A 23,977-nucleotide genomic window follows, 5' to 3' on the forward strand; every position below is an offset into this window, starting at 1 on the left:
GGCCCGCCCCCTCTTGCCGAGGGGGCGGGCCTTCCGCCGTACCGCGTACGTGCCGAGTGCCGTGACGCGAGCGCCTACTGGCCCGCGAACTTGTCACTCATCATCGTGTAGAGCTGCTCGGCGCCCTCGCCGAACCGGGGACCGGCCAGCCAGCCCGCGGTGACCGGGCCGATGGAGGTGTTGGAGACCAGCACCGACTCGCCGTCAGGCCCGGCCGCGATCCAGCCGCCCCCGGAGGAACCGCCGGTCATCGTGCAGCCGATCCGCCACATCGTGGGCGTGCCGGGAGCGATCGAGAGCCTGCCGGCCGCGTCCACGCACTTGTGCATGATCAGCCCGTCGTACGGCGGGGCCGCGGGGTAGCCCCATGCGCCCAGGTCGCCGATGCCGCTCGCCTCGGGGGCGTCGAAGTCCACGTCCAGGGCCGCGCCGACGGTCTCCTCCAGGGACTTGCCACCGTTCTCCGGAGTGACGTGCATGACCGAGTAGTCGTACGCCGCTCCGTCGCCGCCGGTCGGGCCGCCCTCGTTGATCCACTCGTTGGAGGTCGCGACCCAGTCGGCCCAGTACTGCCCGTACGGCGCGACCTCCTGCGGCTGCGCGTTCTGCAGGGCGTCGGCGGACTTGCCCGTGTTGTTGTACGCGGGCACGAACATGATGTTCCGGTACCAGCCGCCGCCCGCGCCCGCGTGCACACAGTGGCCCGCGGTCCACACCAGATTGGACTTGCCGGGGTTCTTCGGGTCCTTCACGACGGTGGCCGAGCAGACCATGGAGCCCTCGGGGGAGTCGAAGAAGACCTTGCCGACCGGCGCCGCGTGGTCGGTGTACGGCGTCTTCTCCGGCTCGGCCTGGACCGGCTGCGGCTCGGGGTCGGTGACGTCCTGGTCGCCGGAGATGTCACCGGCGGCGAGAGTCTTTGTCGGCGACTTGGCCGTCTTCATCCGCTCGGGCTTCCACAGGTCCTTGATGACCGGGTTGACGAAGTCCTTTGCGCTGCGCAGCCACTTGTCCTTGTCCCAGTTCTTCCACTCACCGTCCTTCCACTTCTCCGGGTCGACACCGTGCTCCTTGAGCCGGTCGGCCAGATCCGCGGGTATCCCTCCGCCGCCCGCCCCGTCGGCAGCGGGAGTCGAGGAGGCGGACTTGTCGGACGCGCTGTCCTCGCTGTCACCACCGCAGGCCGTGGCCGTCAGCGCGAGGGCCGCGACGAGGCTGGTCGCGGCCAGCAGCGGACGTATCGATCGCATAAAAAACGTTCCCCCTGGAAGCATTTGAGTCACTTGCCATGCACGTGTCACGCAGAAAGGTGGCCCTCAGGCGGACCACCCATGCGGTGATCTCACTCTATGCGGCCCGATTCCGGGCCCGCGAAGGAGGGAGTACCGGCGGCGGCCCGTCGTGCCCGACGGACCCTGGTGACCGCCGCCGGGTCCTACTGGCCCGCGTACTTCTCGCTGACAGCCTCGTAGATGCCCTTGGCCTCGTCACCGAGCCGCGGGCCCGCGAGCCAGCCCGCGGTCACCGGTCCGATCGAGGTGTTCGACACCAACGCGGGCCCGCCGTCGGCGCCGTTCGCGATCCAGCCGCCCCCGGACGAACCGCCGGTCATCGTGCAGCCGATGCGGTGCATCGTCGGGTCCTGGGCGTTGATGGACAGCCGGCCCGGCTTGTCCTCGCACCGGTAGAGCTTCTGTCCGTCGAACGGCGGCGCCGCCGGATAACCGGTCGCGGTCATCGAATCGATCTCCGGCGTGGCCGGCGCGTTGAACTCCACCGGCAGCGCGGCACCGACCGTCTCCTCCAGCGACGTGCCGTCACCGCCCTTCTCCGGTGTCACATGGATCACCGCGAAGTCGAACGGAGCACCCAGGCCGCCCGTCGGCGCCCCCTCCGCGATCCACTCCTCGGAAGTCTGCGCCCACTCGCCCCACCAGATGCCGTGCGGTGCGATCTCCTCCTTGGAGGCGGTCTCCAACTCCCCGATCGGCAGGGCGCTGTTGTTGTACGACGGGACGAACGCGATGTTCCGGTACCAGCCACCGCTCTTGCCCGCGTGCACACAATGGCCCGCCGTCCACACCATGTTGGACTTGCCAGGGTTGGCCGGGTCCTTCACCACGGTCGCCGAGCAGACCATCGAACCCTCGGGCCCGTCGAAGAAGAGCTTGCCCGCCTCGGGCGCGTCCCCGTCGTACGGCGCGTTCACGGCCGCCGCCTCCACCGACTCAGGAGTCGGGTCGGTCACACCGGCGTCCCCGGAGATGTCCTCCTCCTCGACCGGCCGGTCGGGCTCCTCCGCGTCCCGCATCCGGTCCGGGTCCCAGAGGTCCTCGATGATCGGGTTGACGTAGTCCCGCGCCTCACGGAGCCACTTGTCCTTGTCCCAGTTCTTCCACTCGCCGTCCCTCCACGTGTCCAGGTCGATCCCGTGTTCCTTGAGACGGTCCTGAAGATCGGCCGGAATGGTGATCTTGCCGTCGGAGGCCTCACCGGAGGAACCGCTCGGCTTGTCGGCGGAGTTGGTCTCGTCCGGCCCACAAGCGGTGGCGGTGAGAGCCAGGGCCACGGCGATCGAGGCGACCGCGACCGCGGAGGAACTTCCACGCCGCGCGCCCCTCCCACGGCGGGTGGTGAACGGTGGGCGAATGGCTCGCATGTCGGGATCCCCCTGGGACTTCGGAACTCTTCTGAACTGACGAATCAACTGGATCGAACCGGATGAAACGACCCGGTCCTGGGGACCGGCGCCGGAATGAGGCCCCCACTATGCCGGTGCCGTTGGGGACGGCGGAGGGCAGGGCCACGGTTCCGCCGACGAAGGATCTTCCGATCGGCCGTGCTCCCGGACGCTTCCCGTCGTTGGTACCTTCGGGGGACTCGACGCCGGCGTTCACCACTCGCACCGCGGCGCTCGACCCGCCGCGTCGACGCGTGACGTAACCGTTCCGGCGGGAGGACCGACAGCCGTGGCCGTGACCGAACCGAACCCACCGATGCCGCTCGTCGCACCCGCCGACGACGCCTTCGTCCGGTCCGGGGACCACCGCTGTGACGACCGGCGGAAAGACCACCGACACCTCCGGTCGGCAACCGCTCCGGTTCGCTGACCCGGCCCCCTCACAAGGAAGTCCTCCCGTGAACTCCACCCCCACGCCCGACGCACCCGAGATCGTCGGCCGCCCGGCCACCGCCACCCAGGACCCCGGACCGGGTGATCCGAACCCCCCGGTGACGGCCGCGCCCGTGACGATCGGCACCGCCACGGTGCCCCGCCAACTCCCCACCGCCGAAGACGCGAACGCCGATCCCCGCACACCGGCCGCGTCGCCCGGGGCCCCCACCGCCCGGGCAGCGGCGGCCGACCACCCGGACCACCTCGACGACCCCGACGCGGGGAAGGCAGCCGACGGCGCGTCGGTGGAGAACCTGCTGCGGTGCTGGGCCAGGGAGAGCGGCGTCTCCCGGCCGGACGGAGAGACCCTCAGGATCCCGCTCGACGCGAGCGGCACCGCACTGCTCGTCCCCGTGCGCTACTGGTCGGCCACCGGCTGGCACCGCTTCGGCATGCCCCTCCTTCAGAGCGCGGGACCGCGATCGGCTCCCCTCGACGCCGTCACCGTCGCCGCACTCCTCAGCCGCGAGGCGGGTCAGAGCCAGGGCGCCGAACTGGTCGCCAGGGTCGCCGACTCCGCCCGCCGCACGGCCGTCTTCCTCACCGACCGGCGGGCAAACCCCGGCACCACGGGGACGGACCTCTTCCTCGCCGCCGAACAGTCCCTCGTCCTCGGACACCCCCTCCACCCCACCCCCAAGAGCCGCGAGGGGCTCTCCGACACCGAACACCGCCACTACGCACCCGAGTTGCGCGGCTCCTTCCCCCTCCACTGGATGGCCGTCGACCGGTCCGTACTCGCCACCGACTCGGCCTGGACCGAGCAGGGCCGCGCCGTCCACGCCGAGCAGCTCACCACCCGCCTCGCCGGAGACCTGGAACTCCCCGACCACACCGTGCCCCTGCCTCTCCACCCCTGGCAGGCGCGGGAGTTGACGCACCGTCCCGCCGTCCGCGCCCTCCTCGACGCCGGTCTGCTCCACGATCTCGGGCCGCACGGCGACCCCTGGCACCCCACCTCCTCGGTCCGGACGGTGCACCGGACCGGCGCCCCCGCCATGCTCAAGCTCTCCCTCGGCGTACGCATCACCAACTCCCGCAGGGAGAACCTCCGCAAGGAGCTCCACCGCGGAGTCGAGGTCCACCGGCTGCTGCGCGGCGGCCTCGCCCAGCAGTGGCGCGCCGCCCACCCGGGCTTCGACATCGTGCGCGACCCCGCCTGGCTCGCCGTCGACACGCCCGACGGCGAACCGGTCCCCGGGCTCGACGTGATGCTGCGCCACAACCCGTTCCGTCCCGAGAACGACGCGGTCTGCGTCGCCGGACTCGTCACCCCCCGCCCCTGGCCCGGCCGCCCGGACACACACTCGCGTCTCGCCGACACCGTGAACCGCCTGGTCGCGCGCACCGGCCGGCCCACCGGCGCCGTCTCGGCGGAGTGGTTCCTGCGCTACCTGGACCAGGTCGTACGCCCGGTGCTCTGGCTCGACGGCACGGCAGGCGTCGCGCTGGAAGCCCACCAGCAGAACACCCTGGTTGTCCTCGACCCCGACGGCTGGCCCGTCGGCGGTCGCTACCGCGACAACCAGGGCTACTACTTCCGCGAGTCCCACCGTGAAGCGCTCGACCAGCGCCTCCCCGACATCGGCAAGGTCAGCGACACCTTCGTCCCCGACCACATCACCGACGAGCGGTTCGCCTACTACCTCGGCATCAACAACGTCCTCGGTCTCATCGGAGCCTTCGGCTCCCAGGGGCTGGCCGACGAACGCGTACTCATCGCCGCCTTCCGCCAGTTCCTCGCCCGCGCCGCCGCACTCGGCTCACCCCTGCCCGGCCAACTCCTCGACGCGACCACCCTTCGCTGCAAGGCCAACCTGCTCACCCGACTGCACGGCCTGGACGAACTCGTCGGCCCGGTCGACACCCAGTCCGTCTACGTCACCATCCCCAACCCCCTTCGCGCCTGACCGCACACACCCGTCCGAACTGCCGAGAGGAGACAGCCGCCGTGCCTCCCACCGACGCGAGCACCGGCACCGGGACCACCGCCGGGACCACCGCCGGGACCGGGACCGGAGCCGGTCCCGCACCGCATCCGGGCGAGGCCGCCGAGGACACCCTCGACCTCCGGCTGACGGAGGACTTCGTGGGGCTGCTCGGAGACGACGAGCCGGTGCCGGCCGAGACATCCTCGGCTGGCACCGGCGAGTCCGCGCTCCTCGACTTCCCCGCCAGGTGGGGCGCGGCGGGCACGTCGGCCGGTGTCTTCCGCCTCGTCCCCGTCCGGATCGAGCGCGACCTGACCCTGGTCAGCCGCTGGATGAACGATCCCGCAGTCGCCGCCTTCTGGGAGCTGGAGGGCCCCGAGGACGTCACCGCCGACCATCTGCGCGCACAGCTGCGCGGCGACGGACGCAGCGTCCCGTGCCTGGGCGTGCTCGACGGTGTGCCCATGAGTTATTGGGAGCTCTACCGCGCCGATCTCGACCCTCTCGCCCGCCATTACCCCGCCCGTCCCCATGACACAGGAATCCACCTTCTTATCGGCGGCGTGGCCAACCGCGGCCGCGGTGTCGGCACCACCCTCCTCCGCGCCGTCGCCGACCTCGTCCTCGACCATCGCCCGCACTGCGGCCGTGTCATCGCGGAACCGGACATCCGCAACACCCCCTCCGTGTCGGCCTTTCTCACGGCCGGCTTCCGCTTCTCCGCGGAGCTCGACCTTCCCGAAAAACGAGCCGCTCTCATGATTCGCGAACGAGCCCTGCGAGACCTGCTGTGAACGACCCGCTGCTTTCCATACACCGCACGATCCACATCGGTTCCGTCCCGAGGAGTCCCCTTGCCGACATCCCCGACCGCACGCGCTTCCGCGACCACCGGCAGCGGTTCCCCCACCAGCCCGATAGCCGGTGACCCCGGTACGGACATCACCAGCACCACCGAAAACCCGATCCCCACCGCTCCCGGCGACCCCCTCGCCACCACCCCGCTCTTCACCCCGCCCGAACTGACCCCGCGGATCTGGGCCGCCGCCGCAGCCCGCCTCCTCGCCAAACTCCTCGGAGAGTTCGCGTACGAGGAGATCATCGAGCCCGTCGCCCGGGCCGGCTCGAACGGCGAAACCCCCGACCACTACACGCTCCCGCTCGACGACGGCACCCCGCTCACCTTCCGCGCCCGACGCGGCGCGTACGGCGGCTGGCGCGTCGACCCCGACTCCGTCGAACTCGCCGGGCAGCCCTTCCGCGATCCCCTGCGTTTTCTCGTCCTCGCGCGCCGCATCCTCGCGATCGACGGCGCCACCCTCGGCCATGTCGTCCGCGAACTGAACGCCACCCTCGTCGCCGACGCCAGGATCGACGGCACCGCGCTCACCGCGGCCCAGCTCGCCGATCTCGACTACGCCGACCTCGAAGGCCATCAGACCGGCCACCCCTGGCTGATACTCAACAAGGGCCGTACCGGATTCTCGGCCAGCGACGCCACCCGCTGGGCGCCCGAGTCCCGTACCCCCTCCGCGCTCCCCTGGATAGCCGTCAGCACGGACCTCGCCGCCTACCGGGGCGTCCCCTCCCTCGCCTCTCCCGAACAGCTCTACGGCTCCGAACTCGACCCCGTGACCCGAGACTGCTTCGCCTCGGTGCTCCGCTCGCGGGGCCTCGACCCGTCCACGTACCTCTATCTCCCCGTACACCCCTGGCAGTGGGACGAGGTGCTCCTGCCGCTCTACGCCGCCGAGATCGCCGCCGGCGCGATCGTCCCGCTCCCCACCGACGGCGACGTCAGACTGCCCCAGCAGTCCATCCGCACCTTCCTCAACACCACCCGGCCCGACCGGCACACGGTGAAACTGCCGCTGTCCATCCTCAACACCCTGGTCTGGCGCGGCCTGCCCACCGAACGCACACTGGCCGCACCCGCCGTCACCGCCTGGATGCGAGGGCTGTACGAGGCGGATCCTTTCCTCAGCGACGAATGCGGAGTGATCCTGCTCGGCGAGGTGGCGTCGGTGACGGTGACGCACCCGCTCTACGACCACCTTCCCGAGGTCCCGTACCAGTACAAGGAACTCCTCGGCGCGATCTGGCGCGAACCCCTGCCCGCGCGGCTGGCCCCCGGCGAACGGGCCCGGACCCTCGCGTCCCTCCTGCACACCGACCCCCAGGGCCGGGCCTTCACCGCCGAGCTCGTGGAACGGTCCGGGCTCTCCGCCGAGGACTGGCTCCGCCGGCTCTTCGCCGCGCTGCTGCCACCCCTTCTCCGCTTCCTCTACCGCTACGGAACCGTTTTCTCACCGCACGGGGAGAACGCCGTCGTCGTCTTCGACGAGAGGGATGTGCCGGTGCGTCTCGCGATCAAGGACTTCGTGGACGACGTGAACGTCAGCGCCCAGCCCCTGCCCGAGCACGAGGCGATGCCGCCGGAGGTCAAGGACATCCTCCTTACGGAAGAGCCGTCGTTCCTCACCCAGTTCATCCACTCCGGGCTCTTCATCGGCGTCTTCCGCTTCCTCGCGCCGCTCTGCCAGGACCAACTCGGCGTACCGGAGCGGACGTTCTGGTCACTCGTACGGGCCGAAATCCTGCGCCACCAGGCCAGGTTCCCCGAACTCAAGGATCGCTTCGACACGTTCGACCTGCTCACGCCCCGAATCGCGCGGCTCTGCCTCAACCGCAACCGGCTGCATGTCGACGGATATCGCGACCGCGCGGAACGCCCGCACGCCGCCGTGCACGGGACCGTGGCCAACCCGCTCGCCCTCCCCGTGGCCGGAGCGAGCGAGACGTGATCGTCGTTGTCAGTGGTGAGCCTTAGGGTGGTCGAGCTATGACGAAGCCATCTCTCTCCGAGCTCCTCCATGCCGCCGTCACCGCTGTCGGCGGTGTGGAACGCCCAGGCCAGGTCACCATGGCCGAGGCCGTCGCGGAGGTCATCGACGACAACTCCCATCTGCTCGTGCAGGCCGGCACCGGCACCGGAAAGTCACTCGGCTATCTGGTGCCCGCGCTGGCGCACGGCGAGCGTGTCGTGGTGGCCACCGCGACCCTGGCCCTGCAGCGGCAGCTCGTGGAGCGTGACCTTCCGCGCACGGTCGACGCGCTGAGCCCCCTGCTGGGGCGGCGGCCCGAGTACGCCATGCTCAAGGGCCGCTCCAACTACCTCTGTCTGCACCGCCTCAACGAAGGCGTGCCGCAGGAAGAGGAGGACGGGCTCTTCGACCAGTTCGAGGCGGCGGCGCCCACGAGCAAGCTCGGTCAGGACCTCCTGAGGATGCGGGACTGGGCGGACACGACGGAGACCGGCGACCGGGACAATCTCACGCCGGGCGTCTCCGACAGGGCGTGGGCGCAGATCTCCGTCTCCTCGCGCGAGTGCCTGGGTGCCGCGAAGTGTGCCTACGGCGCCGAGTGCTTCGCCGAGATGGCCCGTGAGCGGGCCAAGCTCGCCGATGTCGTGATCACCAACCACGCCCTTCTGGCCATCGACGCCATCGAGGGCGCACCCGTCGTCCCGCAGCACGAGGTGCTGATCGTCGACGAGGCCCATGAGCTGGTGTCGCGGGTGACCGGGGTCGCCACGGGCGAGCTGACCCCCGGCCAGGTCAACCGCGCGGTCCGCCGAGCGGCCAAGCTGGTCAACGAGAAGGCGGCCGACTCGCTCCAGACCGCCGCCGAGACCTTCGAACGGCTGATGGAGCTGGCGCTCCCGGGCCGGCTCGAAGAGATCCCCGAGGATCTCGGTTACGCGCTGATGTCCTTGCGTGACGCCGCGCGCACGGTGATCTCGGCGATGGGCGCCACCCGCGACAAGTCGGTGCAGGACGAGGACGCGGTGCGCAAGCAGGCACTCGCGGCGGTCGAGTCCGTCCACAGCGTCGCCGAGCGGATCGCCAACGGCAGCGAGTGGGACGTGGTCTGGTACGAACGCCACGACCGTTTCGGGGCGTCTCTGCGGGTCGCCCCGCTCTCGGTCTCCGGCCTGCTGCGGGAGAAGCTCTTCAGTGAGCGCTCGGTGGTGCTGACCTCGGCGACACTCAAGCTGGGCGGCGACTTCAACGGTGTCGGCGCGTCGCTGGGGCTGGCCCCGGAGGGGACTCAGGGAGAAGAAGTGCCGCAGTGGAAGGGCATCGACGTCGGTTCGCCCTTCGACTATCCCAAGCAGGGCATTCTCTATGTCGCCCGTCATCTCTCCCCTCCCAGCCGGGAGGCATCGCGCGCGGACATGATGGACGAGCTGGCGGAGCTGGTCGAGGCGGCCGGCGGCCGTACGCTCGGACTGTTCTCCTCGATGCGGGCCGCCCAGGCGGCCGCCGAGGAGCTGCGTGGCCGGCTCGACACGCCGATCCTGCTCCAGGGGGAGGAGACCCTCGGCGAGCTGATCAAGGCTTTCGCGGCCGACCCCGCGACGTGTCTGTTCGGCACCCTCTCGCTCTGGCAGGGCGTGGACGTGCCCGGGCCGAGTTCCCAGCTGGTGGTGATGGACCGGATTCCGTTCCCGCGCCCCGACGACCCGCTGATGAGCGCGCGCCAGAAAGCGGTGGAGGAGGCGGGCGGCAACGGCTTCATGTCCGTGGCGGCCACACACGCCGCCCTGCTGATGGCGCAGGGCGCGGGCCGACTGGTGCGGGCGTCCGGGGACCGTGGTGTCGTGGCCGTACTGGACTCACGGCTGGCGAAGGCGCGGTACGGCAGCTATCTACGGGCCTCGATGCCCGATTTCTGGTACACCACCGACCCCAATCAGGCCCGTCGCTCGCTGGCCGCGATCGACGCGCGGGCGAAGGCGGACGGTCAGTAGGCGGCGTAGCGGGAGGAGCCGGAGCGGGCCGGATCGACGGCGCGGGCCCGAACGCACAAAGAACGCACAAGGAGGCAGAGAGGACCCCGGATGCGTAGAGCGAGCTCCGGGCGGGCACAGCGAGGCCCCGGGACCGGCGCAGTAGGTCCCGGGGCCGGCCTGAGCCGGCGAGCCCTCACACCCGCCGCAGGACCGCCACAACCTTGCCGAGGATCGTCGCGTCGTCACCGGGAATCGGCTGGTACGCCGCGTTGTGCGGGAGCAGCCACACATGGCCGTCCTCGCGGCGGAAGCGCTTGACGGTGGCCTCGCCGTCCAGCATCGCGGCCACGATGTCCCCGTTCTCCGCGACCGGCTGGCGGCGGACCGTCACCCAGTCGCCGTCGCAGATCGCCGCTTCGATCATCGAGTCCCCGACGACCTTGAGAACGAACAGCTCGCCGTCACCCACCAGTTGGCGGGGGAGCGGGAAGACGTCCTCGACGGACTCCTCGGCGAGGATCGGCCCACCGGCGGCGATCCGGCCGACCAACGGCACATACGAGGCGGCCGGTTTGCCGGTCGTGTCCGTCTGCTGGGTGCTCGGCTGGTCGGAACCCCGGACCTCGTACGCCCTCGGCCGGTGCGGATCCCTGCGCAGGAAGCCCTTGCGCTCCAGGGCCATCAGCTGATGGGCGACCGAGGATGTGCTGGACAGGCCGACGGCCTGGCCGATCTCCCGCATCGACGGCGGATATCCCCGCCGCTGAACGGAGTCACGGATGACTTCGATGACCCGCCGCTGCCGGTCCGTGAGACCGGAGCTGTCCGCCCGGATTCCAGGAGGTCGGCCGGGCAGCGAACGGGTGGGCTTTACGCCCTCCGGATTTGCGGCTGCGTCATTCATGGGATGCACCGGCTCGAGTCGGCTCTGGGAGCGGTCCTGGGCGGTAATGGTGGCGCTGTCTGCTGCGGTGGTCACGTCGGCCCCTCTCGAAATGTTCTCCCTAGCTGGACAACGGTAGTTGCTTTCGAAAGGTTGCGCCAAACACACGTTCGAGTGAAAATCCCCGGATGCGCTGACGCGGCAATTTCGGCGGTGTATGTAGCGCCTATTCGGCGCCTTCCGCACGGCCCGTCCACGGCCCGTCCGCGGCTCGTCCAAGAGACTTCCACGGCCCGCCGGAGGGCTCGTGGCGACAGGCCCGACAGCTCTCGCGGCACCGCCGACGAGGCCCCAGTGTCTCATCGGGCGGCCCGGGACCGCGGCACCTTCCGGGCTCCCGTACTCTCGTGCCGGGCCCGCTCGCGCCGAGCGCCGCAGGGCCGCCGATCCGTCGCCCGGCGCGACACGCGCGACCGCTCCGAAGCGTGCGCGATCCCCACATGTAGTGGTTGGATTGGCTCAGTCGCCCAGAAGTAGTGGTCCCGGGTCTTTCCCCGCGGAGGCCATCGCCTATGCTGGAGACCGCTTCGTAAGGCCCGTCCAGGGTCGTCGGGGCTTCTCAGTCGTGCTGTGAAGGAGGGTCGGAAGCCATGCACTGCCCCTTCTGCAGGCACCCCGACAGCCGTGTCGTCGACAGTCGCACCACCGACGACGGGACGTCCATCCGGCGCCGCCGTCAGTGCCCCGACTGCTCGCGCCGTTTCACGACGGTGGAGACCGCCTCGCTGATGGTGATCAAGCGCAGCGGAGTCACGGAGCCTTTCAGCCGTACCAAGGTCATCTCCGGCGTCCGCAAGGCATGCCAGGGACGACCGGTCACCGAGGACGCTCTCGCCCAACTCGGCCAGCGGGTCGAGGAGGCGCTGCGCGCCACCGGCAGCGCCGAACTGACCACCCACGATGTAGGGCTGGCCATACTCGGCCCCTTGCAGGAGCTCGACCTCGTCGCGTACCTGCGCTTCGCATCCGTATACAGGGCGTTCGACTCGCCCGAAGACTTCGAGGCCGCCGTGGCGGAGCTCCGTACGCGGCCTCCTGAAGAGAAAGGCGGGTCCGGCGCGACCTCCGCGGTCCCCGAGCCCGTCACCGCCGCCGACTGACCGGACACCGGCAGCGGCACCGGTCACACCGACCAGTCGGTGAGGACCGATCGGTCATCGATGGATCATCGATCGGTTACCGACCTATCGCGACAGCTCAGCGACCGATCATTGTCGATCGGGCGCCCGGCGGCGATGAGACCCGCCACAGGCGCCCCACGAGGCGCCGGTGGCATCGGACACATCACTGTGCCAAGGGAAGAACGTGGCACTTCAGGGCGTTTTCGCCTGTATATGGGAGGCGGCATGACAGAGACGGCGAGCGGTCCGACGGCGCGAGGTTCCCGGAGCAAGGGAGCCAAGACCGGCAAGGGCCTGCGTATCGAGCGAATCCACACCACCCCCGGCGTGCATCCGTACGACGAGGTGGTCTGGGAACGCCGGGACGTCGTCATGACCAACTGGCGCGACGGCTCGGTCAACTTCGACCAGCGTGGCGTCGAGTTCCCCGGCTTCTGGTCGGTGAACGCGGTCAACATCGTCACCAGCAAGTACTTCCGCGGGGCTGTCGGCACTCCCCAGCGTGAGACGAGCCTCAAGCAGCTCATCGACCGGATCGTGAAGACGTACCGCAAGGCCGGCGAGGAGCACCACTACTTCGCCTCGCCCGCAGACGCCGAGATCTTCGAGCACGAGCTGGCGTACGCCCTCCTGCACCAGATCTTCAGCTTCAACTCGCCGGTGTGGTTCAACGTGGGGACGCCCCAGCCCCAGCAGGTCTCGGCCTGCTTCATCCTGGCCGTCGACGACTCCATGGAGTCGATCCTCGACTGGTACAAGGAAGAGGGCATGATCTTCAAGGGCGGCTCCGGCGCCGGCCTCAACCTCTCGCGGATCCGCTCCTCCAAGGAGCTTCTCTCCTCCGGCGGCAACGCGTCGGGTCCCGTCTCCTTCATGCGCGGTGCCGACGCCTCCGCCGGGACGATCAAGTCCGGCGGCGCCACGCGGCGCGCGGCGAAGATGGTCATCCTCGACGTCGACCACCCCGACATCGAGAACTTCATCGAGACCAAGGTGAAGGAGGAGGAGAAGATCCGCGCGCTGCGTGACGCGGGCTTCGACATGGACCTGGGCGGGGACGACATCACGTCCGTCCAGTACCAGAACGCCAACAACTCGGTCCGTGTGAACGACGAGTTCATGAAAGCCGTCGAGGCCGGCGGCAAGTTCGGGCTGCGCGCCCGGATGACCGGCGATGTCATCGAAGAGGTCGAGGCGAAGTCACTCTTCCGCAAGATGGCCGAGGCCGCGTGGGCCTGCGCCGATCCCGGCATTCAGTACGACGACACGATCAACCAGTGGCACACCTGCCCGGAGTCCGGCCGGATCAACGGCTCGAACCCGTGCAGCGAGTACATGCACCTGGACAACACCTCGTGCAATCTCGCGTCGCTGAACCTCATGAAGTTCCTCAAGGACGACGACAAGGGAAACCAGTCCTTCGAGATCGACCGTTTCTCCAAGGTCGTCGAACTGGTCATCACCGCGATGGACATCTCCATCTGCTTCGCGGACTTCCCGACCCAGAAGATCGGCGAGAACACCCGCGCCTTCCGCCAGTTGGGCATCGGCTACGCCAACCTCGGCGCCCTGCTGATGGCGACCGGCCACGCGTACGACAGTGACGGCGGGCGCGCGCTCGCCGGCGCGATCACCTCCCTGATGACGAGCACGTCGTACAAGCGCTCCGCCGAACTGGCCGCGGTCGTCGGTCCCTACGACGGCTACGCGCGCAACGCCGAGCCGCACCAGCGCGTCATGAGGCAGCACGCCGACGCCAACAGCGCGGCCGTGCACGTCGACGACCTGGACAGCCCGATCTGGGCCGCGGCCACCGAGGCCTGGCAGGACGTCATCCGGCTCGGCGCCAAGAACGGCTTCCGCAACGCGCAGGCCTCGGTCATCGCGCCCACCGGCACCATCGGTCTCGCGATGTCCTGCGACACCACCGGCCTCGAACCCGACCTCGCGCTGGTCAAGTTCAAGAAGCTGGTCGGCGGCGGCTCGATGCAGATCGTCAACGGCACCGTGCCGCAGGCCCTGCGCCGCCTGGGCTACCAGGAGGAGCAGATCGAGGCGGTCGTCGCCCACATCGCCGAGAACGGCAACGTGATCGACGCGCCCGGCCTCAAGACCGAGCACTACGAGGTCTTCGACTGCGCGATGGGTGAGCGTTCCATCTCCGCGATGGGCCACGTCCGGATGATGGCGGCGATCCAGCCCTGGATCTCCGGCGCGCTCTCCAAGACGGTGAACCTGCCGGAGACGGCCACCGTCGAGGACGTCGAGGAGGTCTACTTCCAGGCCTGGAAGCTGGGCGTCAAGGCGCTGGCGATCTACCGGGACAACTGCAAGGTCGGCCAGCCGCTCTCCGCGAAGAAGAAGGAGCAGGTCGCCGAGAAGGCCGAGGACACCATCCGCCAGGCGGTGGAGAAGGTCGTCGAGTACCGCCCGGTCCGGATGCGCCTGCCCAAGGGCCGCCCCGGCATCACCACCTCCTTCACGGTGGGCGGCGCCGAGGGGTACATGACGGCGAACTCCTACCCGGACGACGGCCTCGGTGAGGTCTTCCTGAAGATGTCGAAGCAGGGCTCGACCCTCGCCGGCATGATGGACGCCTTCTCAATCGCGGTCTCCGTGGGACTTCAGTACGGCGTCCCGCTGGAGACGTACGTATCGAAGTTCACGAACATGCGCTTCGAGCCGGCCGGTATGACGGACGACCCGGACGTGCGCCTCGCCCAGTCGATCGTGGACTACATCTTCCGGCGGCTGGCGCTGGACTTCCTTCCGTTCGAGACGCGGTCGGCCCTGGGGATCCACTCGGCGGACGAGCGGCAGCGTCACCTGGAGACCGGCTCGTACGAGCCGTCCCTGGAGGACGAGGGTCTGGACGCCGACAGCCTGGTGCAGTCCACCCCGCGCCCCGTGGAGCCGCTGAAGTCGGTGGGTCCGACGGCGACGTCCGGCGCGGCGGAGGCACCGGCCCCCAAGCAGGCGCACACCTCGGCGGAACTGGTCGAGATGCAACTCGGCATCAGCGCCGACGCGCCGCTCTGCTTCTCCTGCGGCACGAAGATGCAGCGGGCCGGGTCCTGCTACATCTGCGAGGGCTGCGGGTCGACGAGCGGCTGCAGCTGATCGCCTGAGGCGGAGGGGACGGGCGTCGGCACGGTGCCGACGCCCGTCCCCCGTCGGCGTCGTGGCGCCGTCAGACCTCGCCCATCCGTTCGGTGAACTCCTGCGGATCGGCGTCGAAGCCCCGGAACGCCCGATGGAAGTCCCACGTCCCCAGGTCGTCCCTGGTGAACACGGCGATCGTCGCGGCCGTCGAGCCCGGGACATCCGCGAAGTCACTCGCCGTCAGCTCCGCGAGGCCCTCGACGACACGGACCGTCGGACGCGATATGTCGCCGAACGTCCGCCGGCCCTCCCGCTGTTGGATCACGACTCCCACAACCACGCGCACGAACTTCGCGTTCAGCCGGTCCAGCTCCAGTTTCATCAACTCGTCGACGCCGAACCCCTGGCCCGTGCGGCTCTCCCTCTCCAGGATGATCGTCCCGTCGGGTGAGCGGCTGTCGAAGTGCACCAGATACGCCGGCCGGTCGGCGGGGGTGTCGGCGGTGTACGTCGCGGCCACGATGTCCAGGTCGTGCGGGGGCCGGCCCAGTTCGCTGGGATCCCACTTGAGGACGACCTCGACCTTCTTGACGCCCTTGTTGAGACTGCTGCTCACCGGTCACCCCTCCGTACGCCCAACATCACTGAACGCAAGGCTAGTCGGCCGCACCGACAACGCACCGCCCGTAACGGCGAGTTGACGCCACTCGGCCACCCGTCGCCGTCCGACCCCGGCCCGGCCTCCACGGCCCGCGCCCCCTGGCCAGTAGTCCTCAGTATTGACGAAGAGCCCGCTTCCCCGGGTGCGTGAGGTGAACTGGACGTTCCCGAAGGAGCCCTGAATCGAGTGGTGCGGCGCGGTGCCGGGGGCGACGGAACACGCTTTCGGCGGACTCCGGACGGGTGAAGAGCGGGTTGGCGTGCAGAGCCGTCATATCGATCATCGTGCGGCTCCCAACGGGCTTCCCGGAGCGTGACCTGGGCCACGTTCGGCCCCGTACGATGGCGCGGTGCTGGTCAAGTGGATTCGCTGCACGGTGACGGACCGACGTGGTTTCGAACGGGGGCAGCGGAAATGGGCGGGGCTGCTCGGTGAGCCGGGATTCCGGGGACAGGGCGGGGGGTGGAGCAGGGGGCGGCCGGGGGTGGCGCACGTCTTCGCCTTCTGGGAGAGCCGGGCCTTCTACGACTCCTTCATGGCGCGTTCCCACGACCGGCTGGCCTCCGGGCAGATGGGCACCTTCAAGGACGCCCAGGCCAAGCTTTTCGATTACCGCTTCGATGTGAAGACGGGTTTCGAACCGAAGTTCACGGACGCGGACGTGGTACGGATCGCGCACTGCAAAGTGCGTGAGGACCGTGTCGAGCATTTCGCGCTCATGCAGGAGAAGGTCTGGAATCCGGCGATGGCCGGCTCGCCGGGGATGGTGCGCGGGGTGTTCGGGGACGCGCCGGGCAACGAGTTCCTGGTGCTCTCGATGTGGCAGTCGGCCGCCGAGCACGGCAAGTACCGGATCGAGCGGGTGGAGCGGCTGTCGCTGCGCGCGCAGACCGCCGCGGACGTCGCGGCGCTGGCGGGCGACGTCGTCCAGCTCGAACCCGGCTGGACGGTCTGACGCCCCACGAGGTTCGACCACGACGCCACGACGGCCAGGCGGTCGGCAGGACTGCCGCGACTCATCCGGTACGGCGCGACGCAGGGGGTCATCGCCCCGCCGGGAAGCCCGCGATCTAGGGTCGACCCATGGTGAGACCGCGACGCATCGTCCTTGTCCGGCACGGCGAGTCGGAGGGCAACGCCGACGACACGGTGTACGAACGTGAGCCCGACCATGCCCTGAGGCTCACCGACACCGGACGGCGCCAGGCCGAGGAGGCGGGCGCGCGGCTGCGTGAGGAGTTCGGCCGCGAGCGGGTCAGCGTGTACGTGTCGCCGTACCGCCGCACCCATGAGACCCTCCGCGCCTTCGCCCTCGACCCGGAGCTGGTACGCGTACGCGAGGAGCCCCGGCTGCGCGAACAGGACTGGGGCAACTGGCAGGACCCCGACGACGTACGGCTCCAGAAGGCGTACCGCGACGCCTACGGGCACTTCTTCTACCGCTTCGCCCAGGGCGAGTCCGGCGCCGATGTGTACGACCGCGTCGACGCCTTCCTGGAGAGCCTGCACCGGAGCTTCGAGGCCTCCGACCATCCCCCCAACGTGCTGCTGGTCACCCACGGCCTGACCATGCGGCTCTTCTGCATGCGCTGGTTCCACTGGTCCGTCGCGGAGTTCGAGTCGCTGTCCAATCCGGGCAACGGGGAGTCCCGGACGCTGCTGCTCGGTGAGGACGGGCGATACACACTGGACCGGCCGTTCGAGCGCTGGCGGACCCCGGAGCCGTACGGCGTCACCGGTTAGAGTGAGGGGGCGATGACCGCTGACACCACGCCCCCTCCGCCCGACCCGCGCCACCGACGTGCCATGGCGAGCCTGCGCGGGCTCTCCGTAGGAGACGCGCTCGGCTCACAGTTCTTCGTCCCTGTGAACCATCCCCTGCTGAAGCGTCGCGAACTGCCGCCCGGACCCTGGCAGTGGACGGACGACGCCGAGATGGCCACCTCCGTCCTGGCCGTCCTCGTCGTCCACGGACGCGTCGACCAGGACGCGCTGGCGCACTCCTTCGCCACGCACCACGACTTCGACCGGGGCTACGGCCCCGCGGTGAACCGGATGCTCCGTCTGGTCAGGGAGGGCGGCGACTGGCGGGAGCTGGCCGCCGGACTCTTCAACGGCCAGGGCTCCTGGGGCAACGGCGCCGCCATGCGTATCGCGCCGCTCGGTGCCTGGTACGCCGACGACCCCGAGCAGGCCACTCACCAGGCCGAGATCTCCGCGTACACGACGCATCAGCACCGCGAGGCGGTGGCCGGTGCGATGGCGGTGGCGGCGGCGACGGCCATCGCCGCCGGCCCGGCCGGACCTCCCACCCCGGAGGAGTTGCTCGACGGTGTCATCGCGCTCGTACCCCGCAGCGCCGTGGGGGTCGGGCTGCGCCGGGCACGGGACATGCTCGACTACGACGACGCCCATACGGTCGCCGCGGTGCTCGGCAGTGGGCGGCGTACGACCGCGCACGACACCGTCCCGTTCGCGCTCTGGTCGGCGGCGCGCTCGCTCGGCGACTTCGAGCGGGCCTTCTGGAACACCGCCCAGGTGGGCGGCGACGTCGACACGAACTGCGCCATCGTCGGGGGAGTGGTGGCCGCGGTGGAAGCCGGCGCGCCACCGGCGCTCTGGCTGGAGCAGACCGAAGCGCTGCCGGAGTGGCTGCCGTCCCGCCCCCACTGACGACATCCCTGCGTCGAACGCGCCCTCTTTAAGAGGTCTCCTCAAGAGGCTGCTTTCTGGGACGACCTCCAGAGGAGGCGCTCATCCGCGGCGCCCTCCGCACGTCTTCTTCAGGAGGTGCGCCCGGGGACCACTGTCACGGTCCCGCCACAGACTCGCCCCGGAACGGGCGCTACCGCCGCGCGGCGCTAGCCTCGGCCCATCGCCGCCCCGTTGATCACCCACGGGGCGTGCGCCTACATGAGCCCGGGACCCACGCACCGATCCGTCGGCCTGCGCGCGGCACCGGGCGGGGAGGGGGGCCAGTGACAGACACGCCATCGCATTCGAATGAAGCACCGGAACCGGCGTCGGGCGGGGAGACGGGACCGGATCCGTCGCACGCGCAGGACCTGGGGAAAGCGGGGGACATCCAGGACGCGCCGCCCCGCGCGCGGGCCGTACCGGCGCAGACGGGAGCCCCTGAGCCGGCCGGGGCCGGGGCGCGGACCCGCACAGCGCCCCACCGGCAGGCGCCCACGCACCCCGGCCGCCGGCCGCAGCCGCATCCCACCGACTGGCAGCAGTGGCAGCCCACCCGGAACGAACCTCCCGCCTGGATCGGCGAGATCCGTTCCGACGACCCGGCCCGAATAAGCGTCGCCAGTCTCTGGTGCGTCGTCGTCACGGGGCTGCTCAGCGGTCTGCTGCTCGGCGAGGGGCTCGGGCTCAACCTGCTGATCGTGAGCGTGCCCGCCGCGCTCGCCGCGTACTTCGCCGCCCGGAAGGCCGGACGGCGGCTGCGCCCGTGGACCCTCGTCTGGGCCGTCGGCGGCATCGCGTTGCTCGCCGTCCCCGCGCTGCGTGACGCGGGCTGGCCGACGTTCCTCGCCGTGGCGTCCGCGCTGGCGCTCGGTTCTCTCGCGCTGCACGGCTGTCGCACCTGGCCGGGCGTGATCCTCGGTCCGTTCGGGCTGTTCGGGTCCCTCGGCACCGGTGTGTTCTGGGGTGTGAAGGGTGTGCGCGAGCGCGCCGAGGGCTCGCGGGGCCGGTGGGCGCCCGTCGTCCGTACCGTGGCGGCAGCGGTCGTCCTGCTCGTCGTGTTCGGCGCGCTCTTCGCGAGCGCCGACGCCGCCTTCGCCGATCTGCTCGGCGGGCTGACCCCGGACGTCTCCGTCGCGGACGGACCATGGCGCACGTTGCTGTTCGTGCTCGGCGTCGTGGGCGCCCTGGCCGCCGCGTACACGGCTGCGGCGCCGCTGCACTGGGACCGGATCACCGTACGGCCGGGCGCTCCGCGCAACCGGGTCGAGTGGGCGCTGCCGCTGATCGTGCTCAACCTGCTCTTCGCCGTGTTCATCGGCGTACAGCTCACGGTGCTCTTCGGCGGTTACGACAAGGTGCTGAGCGAGACCGGGCTGACGTACTCCGAGTACGCCACGCAGGGCTTCTGGCAACTGCTCGGCGCGACCCTGCTCACGCTGGTCGTGATCGCCCTCGCGCGGCGCTGGGCACCGCGCGACGGTGCCAGGGACCGCACGCTCGTGAGCGCCGTGCTCGGCGTGCTGTGCGTTCTCACGCTCGTCGTCGTCGCCTCGGCGCTGCGCCGGATGGACCTGTACGTGGACGCGTACGGCCTCACGCGGCTGCGTGTCTCGGTGGCCGCGATGGAAATGTGGCTCGGGGTCGTCATCGTCCTGATCATGGCCGCTGGCGCCTTCGGAGGACGCTGGCTGCCGCGCGCCGTGGCCGTCAGCGGTGCGGCGAGCGTTCTGATCTTCGGTCTGATCTCGCCGGACGCGCTTGTCGCCGAGCGGAACGTCGAGCGCTACCGGACGTCCGACAAGATCGACATCGACTACTTCCAGCAGCTCTCCGCCGATGCCGTACCGGAACTCGACACGCTCCCCGAGCCGCTGCGCTCCTGCGCGCTGCTGGGTATCGAGCGCGGACTCGGCGGCTCGGACGAGCCGTGGTACGCCACGAGTTGGGGCGAGTCGAGGGCCCGGGACATCCTCGACAAGAGGCCGATCAAGCCTCGTTGGGCGGAGTGCTCGGCGATGAGCGCGACAAACGATTCGGTCGGCGGGCGCGACACGTACGGGGACGGTCACACCGGCGACGGCTACTGAGGGGGACTCGCCCGGCGGGCCGCACGGGCCGGCCGGGCGCAGTCACCTCCTACGTACGGGACGTCCTCCCTCACGGGACGTCCCGTACGGGTCTCCGTACGGGTTTACGCGACCGGGCCGGCGGCGCCGGCCTTGCCGCTGAGCGCCTCCAGGTCGCTCTTGCGCACCCGTACCACCAGCGACGCCGTCAGCAGGGCCAGGAGCACCATGCCCACGGCGGCCATGAAGGCGGTCGAGATGCCCTGTGTCAGCACCTCGTGGCCCCAGCGCCCCGGCATCTCGTGGGTCTGGGCGAACTGTGCCTTCTCGGCCGGTGAGGCCTCCGCCATGAACGACGGCAGCTGCTTCTCCGCCTCGTTGCGGCTGGCCGTACCGAAGACCGTGACCAGGATGGACAGTCCCAGCGAACCGCCCACCTGCTGGCTCGCGTTGAGCAGGCCGGACGCGGCGCCCGCCTCGTGCTGAGCGACCCCGGAGACCGCGGTCAGCGTGAGGGTCACGAAGTTGAGCCCCATGCCGAAGCCGAAGAGGACCATCGGACCGAGCACACCGCTCAGGTACGAGCTCTCCGGGGTGATCAGCGTCAGCCAGAAGAGTCCGATGCCCGTGATGGTCGAGCCGGTGACCATGAACGGCTTCGGGCCGAGCACCGGCAGCAGCCGTTGCGAGAGCCCCGCTCCCAGGCCGATCGCGAGGGTCACGGGGAGGAACGCGAGGCCGGCCTCGATGGGTGTGTAGTCGAGCACGTTCTGCACGAACAGCACGATGAAGAAGAACATCCCGAACATGGCCGCGGCCAGGGTCAGCATGATGATGTAGCTGCCCGATCTGTTCCGGTCGGCGAACATCCGCAGCGGAGTGATCGGTTCCTTCGCGCGCGACTCGACGAGGCCGAAGGCCGCGAGCAGGACGACGGCCGCCGCGAACGACCCGATGGTGAGCGAGTCGCGCCAGCCCTCTTCCGAGGCCCGGATGAATCCGTAGACGAGCGAGGCCATGCCGAGGGTGGACGTCGCGGCGCCGGAGAGGTCGAAACGGCCGGGGTGACGCTTGGACTCGCTGATGTACATCGGGGTCAGTACGGCGATGAGCACGCCGATCGGGACATTGACGAAGAGCACCCAGCGCCAGTCGAGCCACTCGGTGAGCATTCCGCCGGCCAGCAGGCCGATCGCGCCACCGCCCGCGGAGACGGCGGCGAAGACTCCGAACGCCCTGTTGCGTGCGGGGCCTTCGGGGAACGTGGTGGTGATGAGGGCGAGCGAGGTGGGCGAGGCGATGGCGCCGCCGACCCCCTGGAGCGCCCGGGCCGCCAGCAGCTGCCAGGGCTCCTGGGCGAAACCGCCGAGGAGCGAGGCGAAGGTGAAGAGCAGGATGCCGGTCATGAAGACGCGGCGGCGGCCGAGGATGTCGCCGGCGCGGCCACCGAGCAGAAGCAGACCGCCGAAGGTGAGCGTGTACGCGCTCAGCACCCAGGACAGGTCCGTGGTGGAGAAACTGAGGGCATCCTGGATGTGCGGGAGCGCGATGTTCACAATTGTCGCGTCGAGTACGACCATGAGTTGGCAGGCCGCGATGACGGCCAGCGCGATGCCTGGCCGCCCTTCCCGGCGGGCCGCACCCGGCTCGCGTTCTGCTTCGAGTTGAGAGGTTGTCACTACGAATCCCCCAAGTGAATTAGTGAACGGATGCGTTCACTGTGCCGTCCACGGTAGTGAGTCCCCATCAGTGAACGCAACCGTTCACTGAAGCTGCCGCTTGAATCTTTGCCTCATGGAGAACTGCTGATGGTTACTTCACGCTCCTCGGCCACCGCTCGGTCGCGGACGGTGGTGCCGCGACGTCGCGGGCCGGTGCTCGAACGGGCGATCCTCGACGCCACGTTGGAGCAATTGAGCACGGTGGGCTGGAACGGCCTGACGATGGAGGGCGTCGCCGCCGAGGCGCAGACCGGAAAGGCGGCGGTCTACCGACGCTGGCCCTCCAAGGAGGATCTCGTCGCCGACGCGCTGATGTCCGGGCTCCCCTCGCTCGACGACGCACCCGATCTCGGCGGAATCCGCGACGATCTCTACGAATTGACCCGGCTGGTCCGCGACGCGATGTACTCCCGGCCGGGCTGGGCGCTCCGGGCGGTTCTCCACGAGTGCGACCAGTCATCCTCCGAGCGCTTCCACGCACTGATCATGAGCGGCGTGATCGAACCGTCCGCCAACCTCTTCGGGGAGGTCGTGCACCGGGGTATCCGGCGGGGCGACGTACGGCCCGACGCCACCGGCTCGATGGTCTTCGACGTCATTCCGGCCGTGCTGATGTACCGCTCGAAGGTCTGCGCCAGTGAATGGTCCGACGAGGAGATCGGGCAGCTCATCGACCAGGTCATGCTGCCGATGCTCAGGTCGTCCTCGGACTGACGACGGCCTGGGAGTGAGCCTGCGGCCTCGGAGTGACCCGGGGCCCCGGGCCGACCCGCGGTCCCGGCCGGTCCGGGTGACGGTCCGCGCGGCCGGGGTACGCCCTACGGCCGTACGCCGGCGGACCGTTGGGCGTAGAGGGCCTCACGGGGACTGCTGATGTCGACAGTCCGCGTACGGCTGGGGGAACCCGGGGTGTCGCGCGGGCCGGCGGCGGCGTAACCTTGACGACGTCATGCCGTACGAAGCACCCACCCACGCCGTAGAGCGATCGCTCCGCGCCACCACCGGCGCCAAGATCGTCGCCGGGGTCGACGAGGTCGGACGCGGAGCGTGGGCGGGACCGGTGACCGTCTGCGCGGCCGTCACGGGCCTGCGCCGGGCCCCCGTCGGACTCACCGACTCCAAGCTGATCACTCCCAAGCGCCGCGCCGACATGGCGCTGGAGCTCGAGTCGTGGGTGACCTCGCATGCGATAGGGCACGCGTCCCCGGAGGAGATCGACGACCTGGGGATGACCGCGGCTCTCCGGCTCGCCGCCGAACGTGCCCTGAACGCACTGCCGGTGCGGCCCGACGCCGTGATCCTGGACGGCAAACACGACTACCTCGGCAAGCCCTGGCAGGTCCGGACGGTCATCAAGGGCGACATCTCCTGTGTCTCGGTGGCCGCCGCATCGGTGCTGGCCAAGGTGCGCAGGGACGCGATGATGGCCGAACTGGGCGCCACGTCCGAGGAATGCGAGGGTTTCGCCTTCCACGACAACGCCGGATATCCCTCGCCGGTGCACAAGGCGGCCCTGCTGGAACGGGGGCCGACCCCTTACCACCGGCTCTCGTGGGCCTATCTCGACGCGCTGCCCCGGTGGCGCCATCTCAAGAAGGTGCGTATCTCCGCAGAGGCGGAGCTGCTGGAGAGCGAGGGGCAGCTCGGCTTCGACTTCTGACCCGGACGACCTGATCCGTATGCCGCGACTCGAACGCTCGTCAGCACACACCTGAAGCGAACGTCCGAGGAGAACGCCCAGGTGACCGCCCGAGGCGAACGACCC

The 23,977-nt window shown here is 69.9% G+C and carries 17 protein-coding genes; 12 read left to right on the plus strand and 5 right to left on the minus strand.

What is annotated here, in order from left to right:
* Positions 1–74 precede the first annotated feature (74 nt).
* Both ACFWU9_RS25160 and ACFWU9_RS25165 read right to left on the minus strand, forming a co-directional pair.
* On the minus strand, positions 75–1,250 hold the full coding sequence (locus ACFWU9_RS25160) for a trypsin-like serine peptidase (protein WP_384322109.1): 1,176 nt from the start codon (positions 1,248–1,250) through the stop codon (positions 75–77).
* Positions 1,251–1,435: 185 nt separating this feature from the next.
* Positions 1,436–2,659 carry a trypsin-like serine peptidase gene (locus ACFWU9_RS25165; protein WP_384322111.1) on the minus strand — a complete coding sequence of 408 codons (1,224 nt, stop codon included), beginning with the start codon at positions 2,657–2,659 and terminating at the stop codon, positions 1,436–1,438.
* A gap of 479 nt (positions 2,660–3,138) precedes the next feature.
* Here ACFWU9_RS25165 and ACFWU9_RS25170 point away from each other — a divergent pair, with 479 nt between their 5' ends.
* From ACFWU9_RS25170 to ACFWU9_RS25185, 4 genes are all read left to right on the plus strand, one after another.
* Positions 3,139–5,085 (plus strand): IucA/IucC family protein, encoded by a 1,947-nt coding sequence (locus tag ACFWU9_RS25170; RefSeq protein WP_384322113.1) that lies wholly within the window; start codon positions 3,139–3,141, stop codon positions 5,083–5,085.
* A 41-nt stretch (positions 5,086–5,126) separates the two neighbouring features.
* On the plus strand, positions 5,127–5,900 hold the full coding sequence (locus ACFWU9_RS25175) for a GNAT family N-acetyltransferase (protein ID WP_384322115.1): 774 nt from the start codon (positions 5,127–5,129) through the stop codon (positions 5,898–5,900).
* 171 nt (positions 5,901–6,071) lie between these two features.
* Positions 6,072–7,910 (plus strand): IucA/IucC family protein, encoded by a 1,839-nt coding sequence (locus tag ACFWU9_RS25180; protein WP_384322255.1) that lies wholly within the window; start codon positions 6,072–6,074, stop codon positions 7,908–7,910.
* 38 nt (positions 7,911–7,948) lie between these two features.
* Positions 7,949–9,919 (plus strand): ATP-dependent DNA helicase, encoded by a 1,971-nt coding sequence (locus tag ACFWU9_RS25185; protein ID WP_384322117.1) that lies wholly within the window; start codon positions 7,949–7,951, stop codon positions 9,917–9,919.
* A gap of 175 nt (positions 9,920–10,094) precedes the next feature.
* On the opposite strand, the gene lexA is transcribed toward ACFWU9_RS25185, so the two are convergent.
* Complete coding sequence (gene lexA, locus ACFWU9_RS25190; RefSeq protein ID WP_384322119.1) at positions 10,095–10,880, minus strand: transcriptional repressor LexA; 786 nt, start codon at positions 10,878–10,880, stop codon at positions 10,095–10,097.
* A gap of 554 nt (positions 10,881–11,434) precedes the next feature.
* Between lexA and nrdR the strand changes: the two genes are divergently transcribed.
* Complete coding sequence (gene nrdR / locus ACFWU9_RS25195; protein ID WP_384322121.1) at positions 11,435–11,944, plus strand: transcriptional regulator NrdR; 510 nt, start codon at positions 11,435–11,437, stop codon at positions 11,942–11,944.
* A gap of 246 nt (positions 11,945–12,190) precedes the next feature.
* Positions 12,191–15,085, plus strand: a complete 2,895-nt coding sequence (locus tag ACFWU9_RS25200) for a vitamin B12-dependent ribonucleotide reductase (RefSeq protein WP_384322123.1) — start codon at positions 12,191–12,193, stop codon at positions 15,083–15,085.
* Positions 15,086–15,155: 70 nt separating this feature from the next.
* Here ACFWU9_RS25200 and ACFWU9_RS25205 read toward each other — a convergent pair whose 3' ends face one another.
* A complete protein-coding gene (locus ACFWU9_RS25205; RefSeq protein ID WP_384322126.1) occupies positions 15,156–15,683 on the minus strand; it encodes a TerD family protein in 528 nt (175 codons plus the stop codon).
* A 394-nt stretch (positions 15,684–16,077) separates the two neighbouring features.
* Between ACFWU9_RS25205 and ACFWU9_RS25210 the strand changes: the two genes are divergently transcribed.
* From ACFWU9_RS25210 to ACFWU9_RS25225, 4 genes are all read left to right on the plus strand, one after another.
* Positions 16,078–16,683: a YdbC family protein gene (locus tag ACFWU9_RS25210; protein ID WP_384322128.1), complete on the plus strand. Its 606-nt coding sequence runs from the start codon at positions 16,078–16,080 to the stop codon at positions 16,681–16,683.
* A 128-nt stretch (positions 16,684–16,811) separates the two neighbouring features.
* The gene (locus ACFWU9_RS25215) at positions 16,812–17,471 is read left to right on the plus strand and encodes a histidine phosphatase family protein (RefSeq protein ID WP_384322130.1); all 660 of its coding nucleotides are present in this window, start codon (positions 16,812–16,814) and stop codon (positions 17,469–17,471) included.
* A 12-nt stretch (positions 17,472–17,483) separates the two neighbouring features.
* A complete protein-coding gene (locus ACFWU9_RS25220; RefSeq protein WP_384322132.1) occupies positions 17,484–18,401 on the plus strand; it encodes an ADP-ribosylglycohydrolase family protein in 918 nt (305 codons plus the stop codon).
* A gap of 305 nt (positions 18,402–18,706) precedes the next feature.
* Positions 18,707–20,512: a DUF4153 domain-containing protein gene (locus ACFWU9_RS25225; RefSeq protein WP_384322134.1), complete on the plus strand. Its 1,806-nt coding sequence runs from the start codon at positions 18,707–18,709 to the stop codon at positions 20,510–20,512.
* Positions 20,513–20,616: 104 nt separating this feature from the next.
* Here the strand turns inward: ACFWU9_RS25225 and ACFWU9_RS25230 are convergent, their stop codons facing one another.
* Entirely contained in the window at positions 20,617–22,170 is a 1,554-nt protein-coding gene (locus ACFWU9_RS25230; RefSeq protein WP_384322136.1) for an MFS transporter, read from the minus strand.
* Positions 22,171–22,299: 129 nt separating this feature from the next.
* On the opposite strand from ACFWU9_RS25230, the gene ACFWU9_RS25235 reads away from it, so the two are divergent.
* Together ACFWU9_RS25235 and ACFWU9_RS25240 are read left to right on the plus strand one after the other, a co-directional pair.
* The gene (locus ACFWU9_RS25235) at positions 22,300–22,926 is read left to right on the plus strand and encodes a TetR/AcrR family transcriptional regulator (RefSeq protein WP_384322138.1); all 627 of its coding nucleotides are present in this window, start codon (positions 22,300–22,302) and stop codon (positions 22,924–22,926) included.
* A gap of 235 nt (positions 22,927–23,161) precedes the next feature.
* On the plus strand, positions 23,162–23,872 hold the full coding sequence (locus ACFWU9_RS25240; protein WP_384322140.1) for a ribonuclease HII: 711 nt from the start codon (positions 23,162–23,164) through the stop codon (positions 23,870–23,872).
* Positions 23,873–23,977: the final 105 nt, after the last annotated feature.

It is taken from the genome of Streptomyces sp. NPDC058653 (assembly GCF_042716895.1).
Lineage (GTDB): Bacteria > Actinomycetota > Actinomycetes > Streptomycetales > Streptomycetaceae > Streptomyces.

Excerpts from the sequence above, each read along its gene's own strand:
- ACFWU9_RS25160 (WP_384322109.1), bottom strand. The coding sequence starts at position 1,250 with ATGCGATCGATACGTCCGCTGCTGGCCGCGACCAGCCTCGTCGCGGCC.
- ACFWU9_RS25165 (WP_384322111.1), bottom strand. The coding sequence starts at position 2,659 with ATGCGAGCCATTCGCCCACCGTTCACCACCCGCCGTGGGAGGGGCGCG.
- ACFWU9_RS25185 (WP_384322117.1), top strand. The coding sequence starts at position 7,949 with ATGACGAAGCCATCTCTCTCCGAGCTCCTCCATGCCGCCGTCACCGCT.
- nrdR (WP_384322121.1), top strand. The coding sequence starts at position 11,435 with ATGCACTGCCCCTTCTGCAGGCACCCCGACAGCCGTGTCGTCGACAGT.
- ACFWU9_RS25200 (WP_384322123.1), top strand. The coding sequence starts at position 12,191 with ATGACAGAGACGGCGAGCGGTCCGACGGCGCGAGGTTCCCGGAGCAAG.
- ACFWU9_RS25215 (WP_384322130.1), top strand. The coding sequence starts at position 16,812 with ATGGTGAGACCGCGACGCATCGTCCTTGTCCGGCACGGCGAGTCGGAG.
- ACFWU9_RS25220 (WP_384322132.1), top strand. The coding sequence starts at position 17,484 with ATGACCGCTGACACCACGCCCCCTCCGCCCGACCCGCGCCACCGACGT.
- ACFWU9_RS25235 (WP_384322138.1), top strand. The coding sequence starts at position 22,300 with ATGGTTACTTCACGCTCCTCGGCCACCGCTCGGTCGCGGACGGTGGTG.
- ACFWU9_RS25240 (WP_384322140.1), top strand. The coding sequence starts at position 23,162 with ATGCCGTACGAAGCACCCACCCACGCCGTAGAGCGATCGCTCCGCGCC.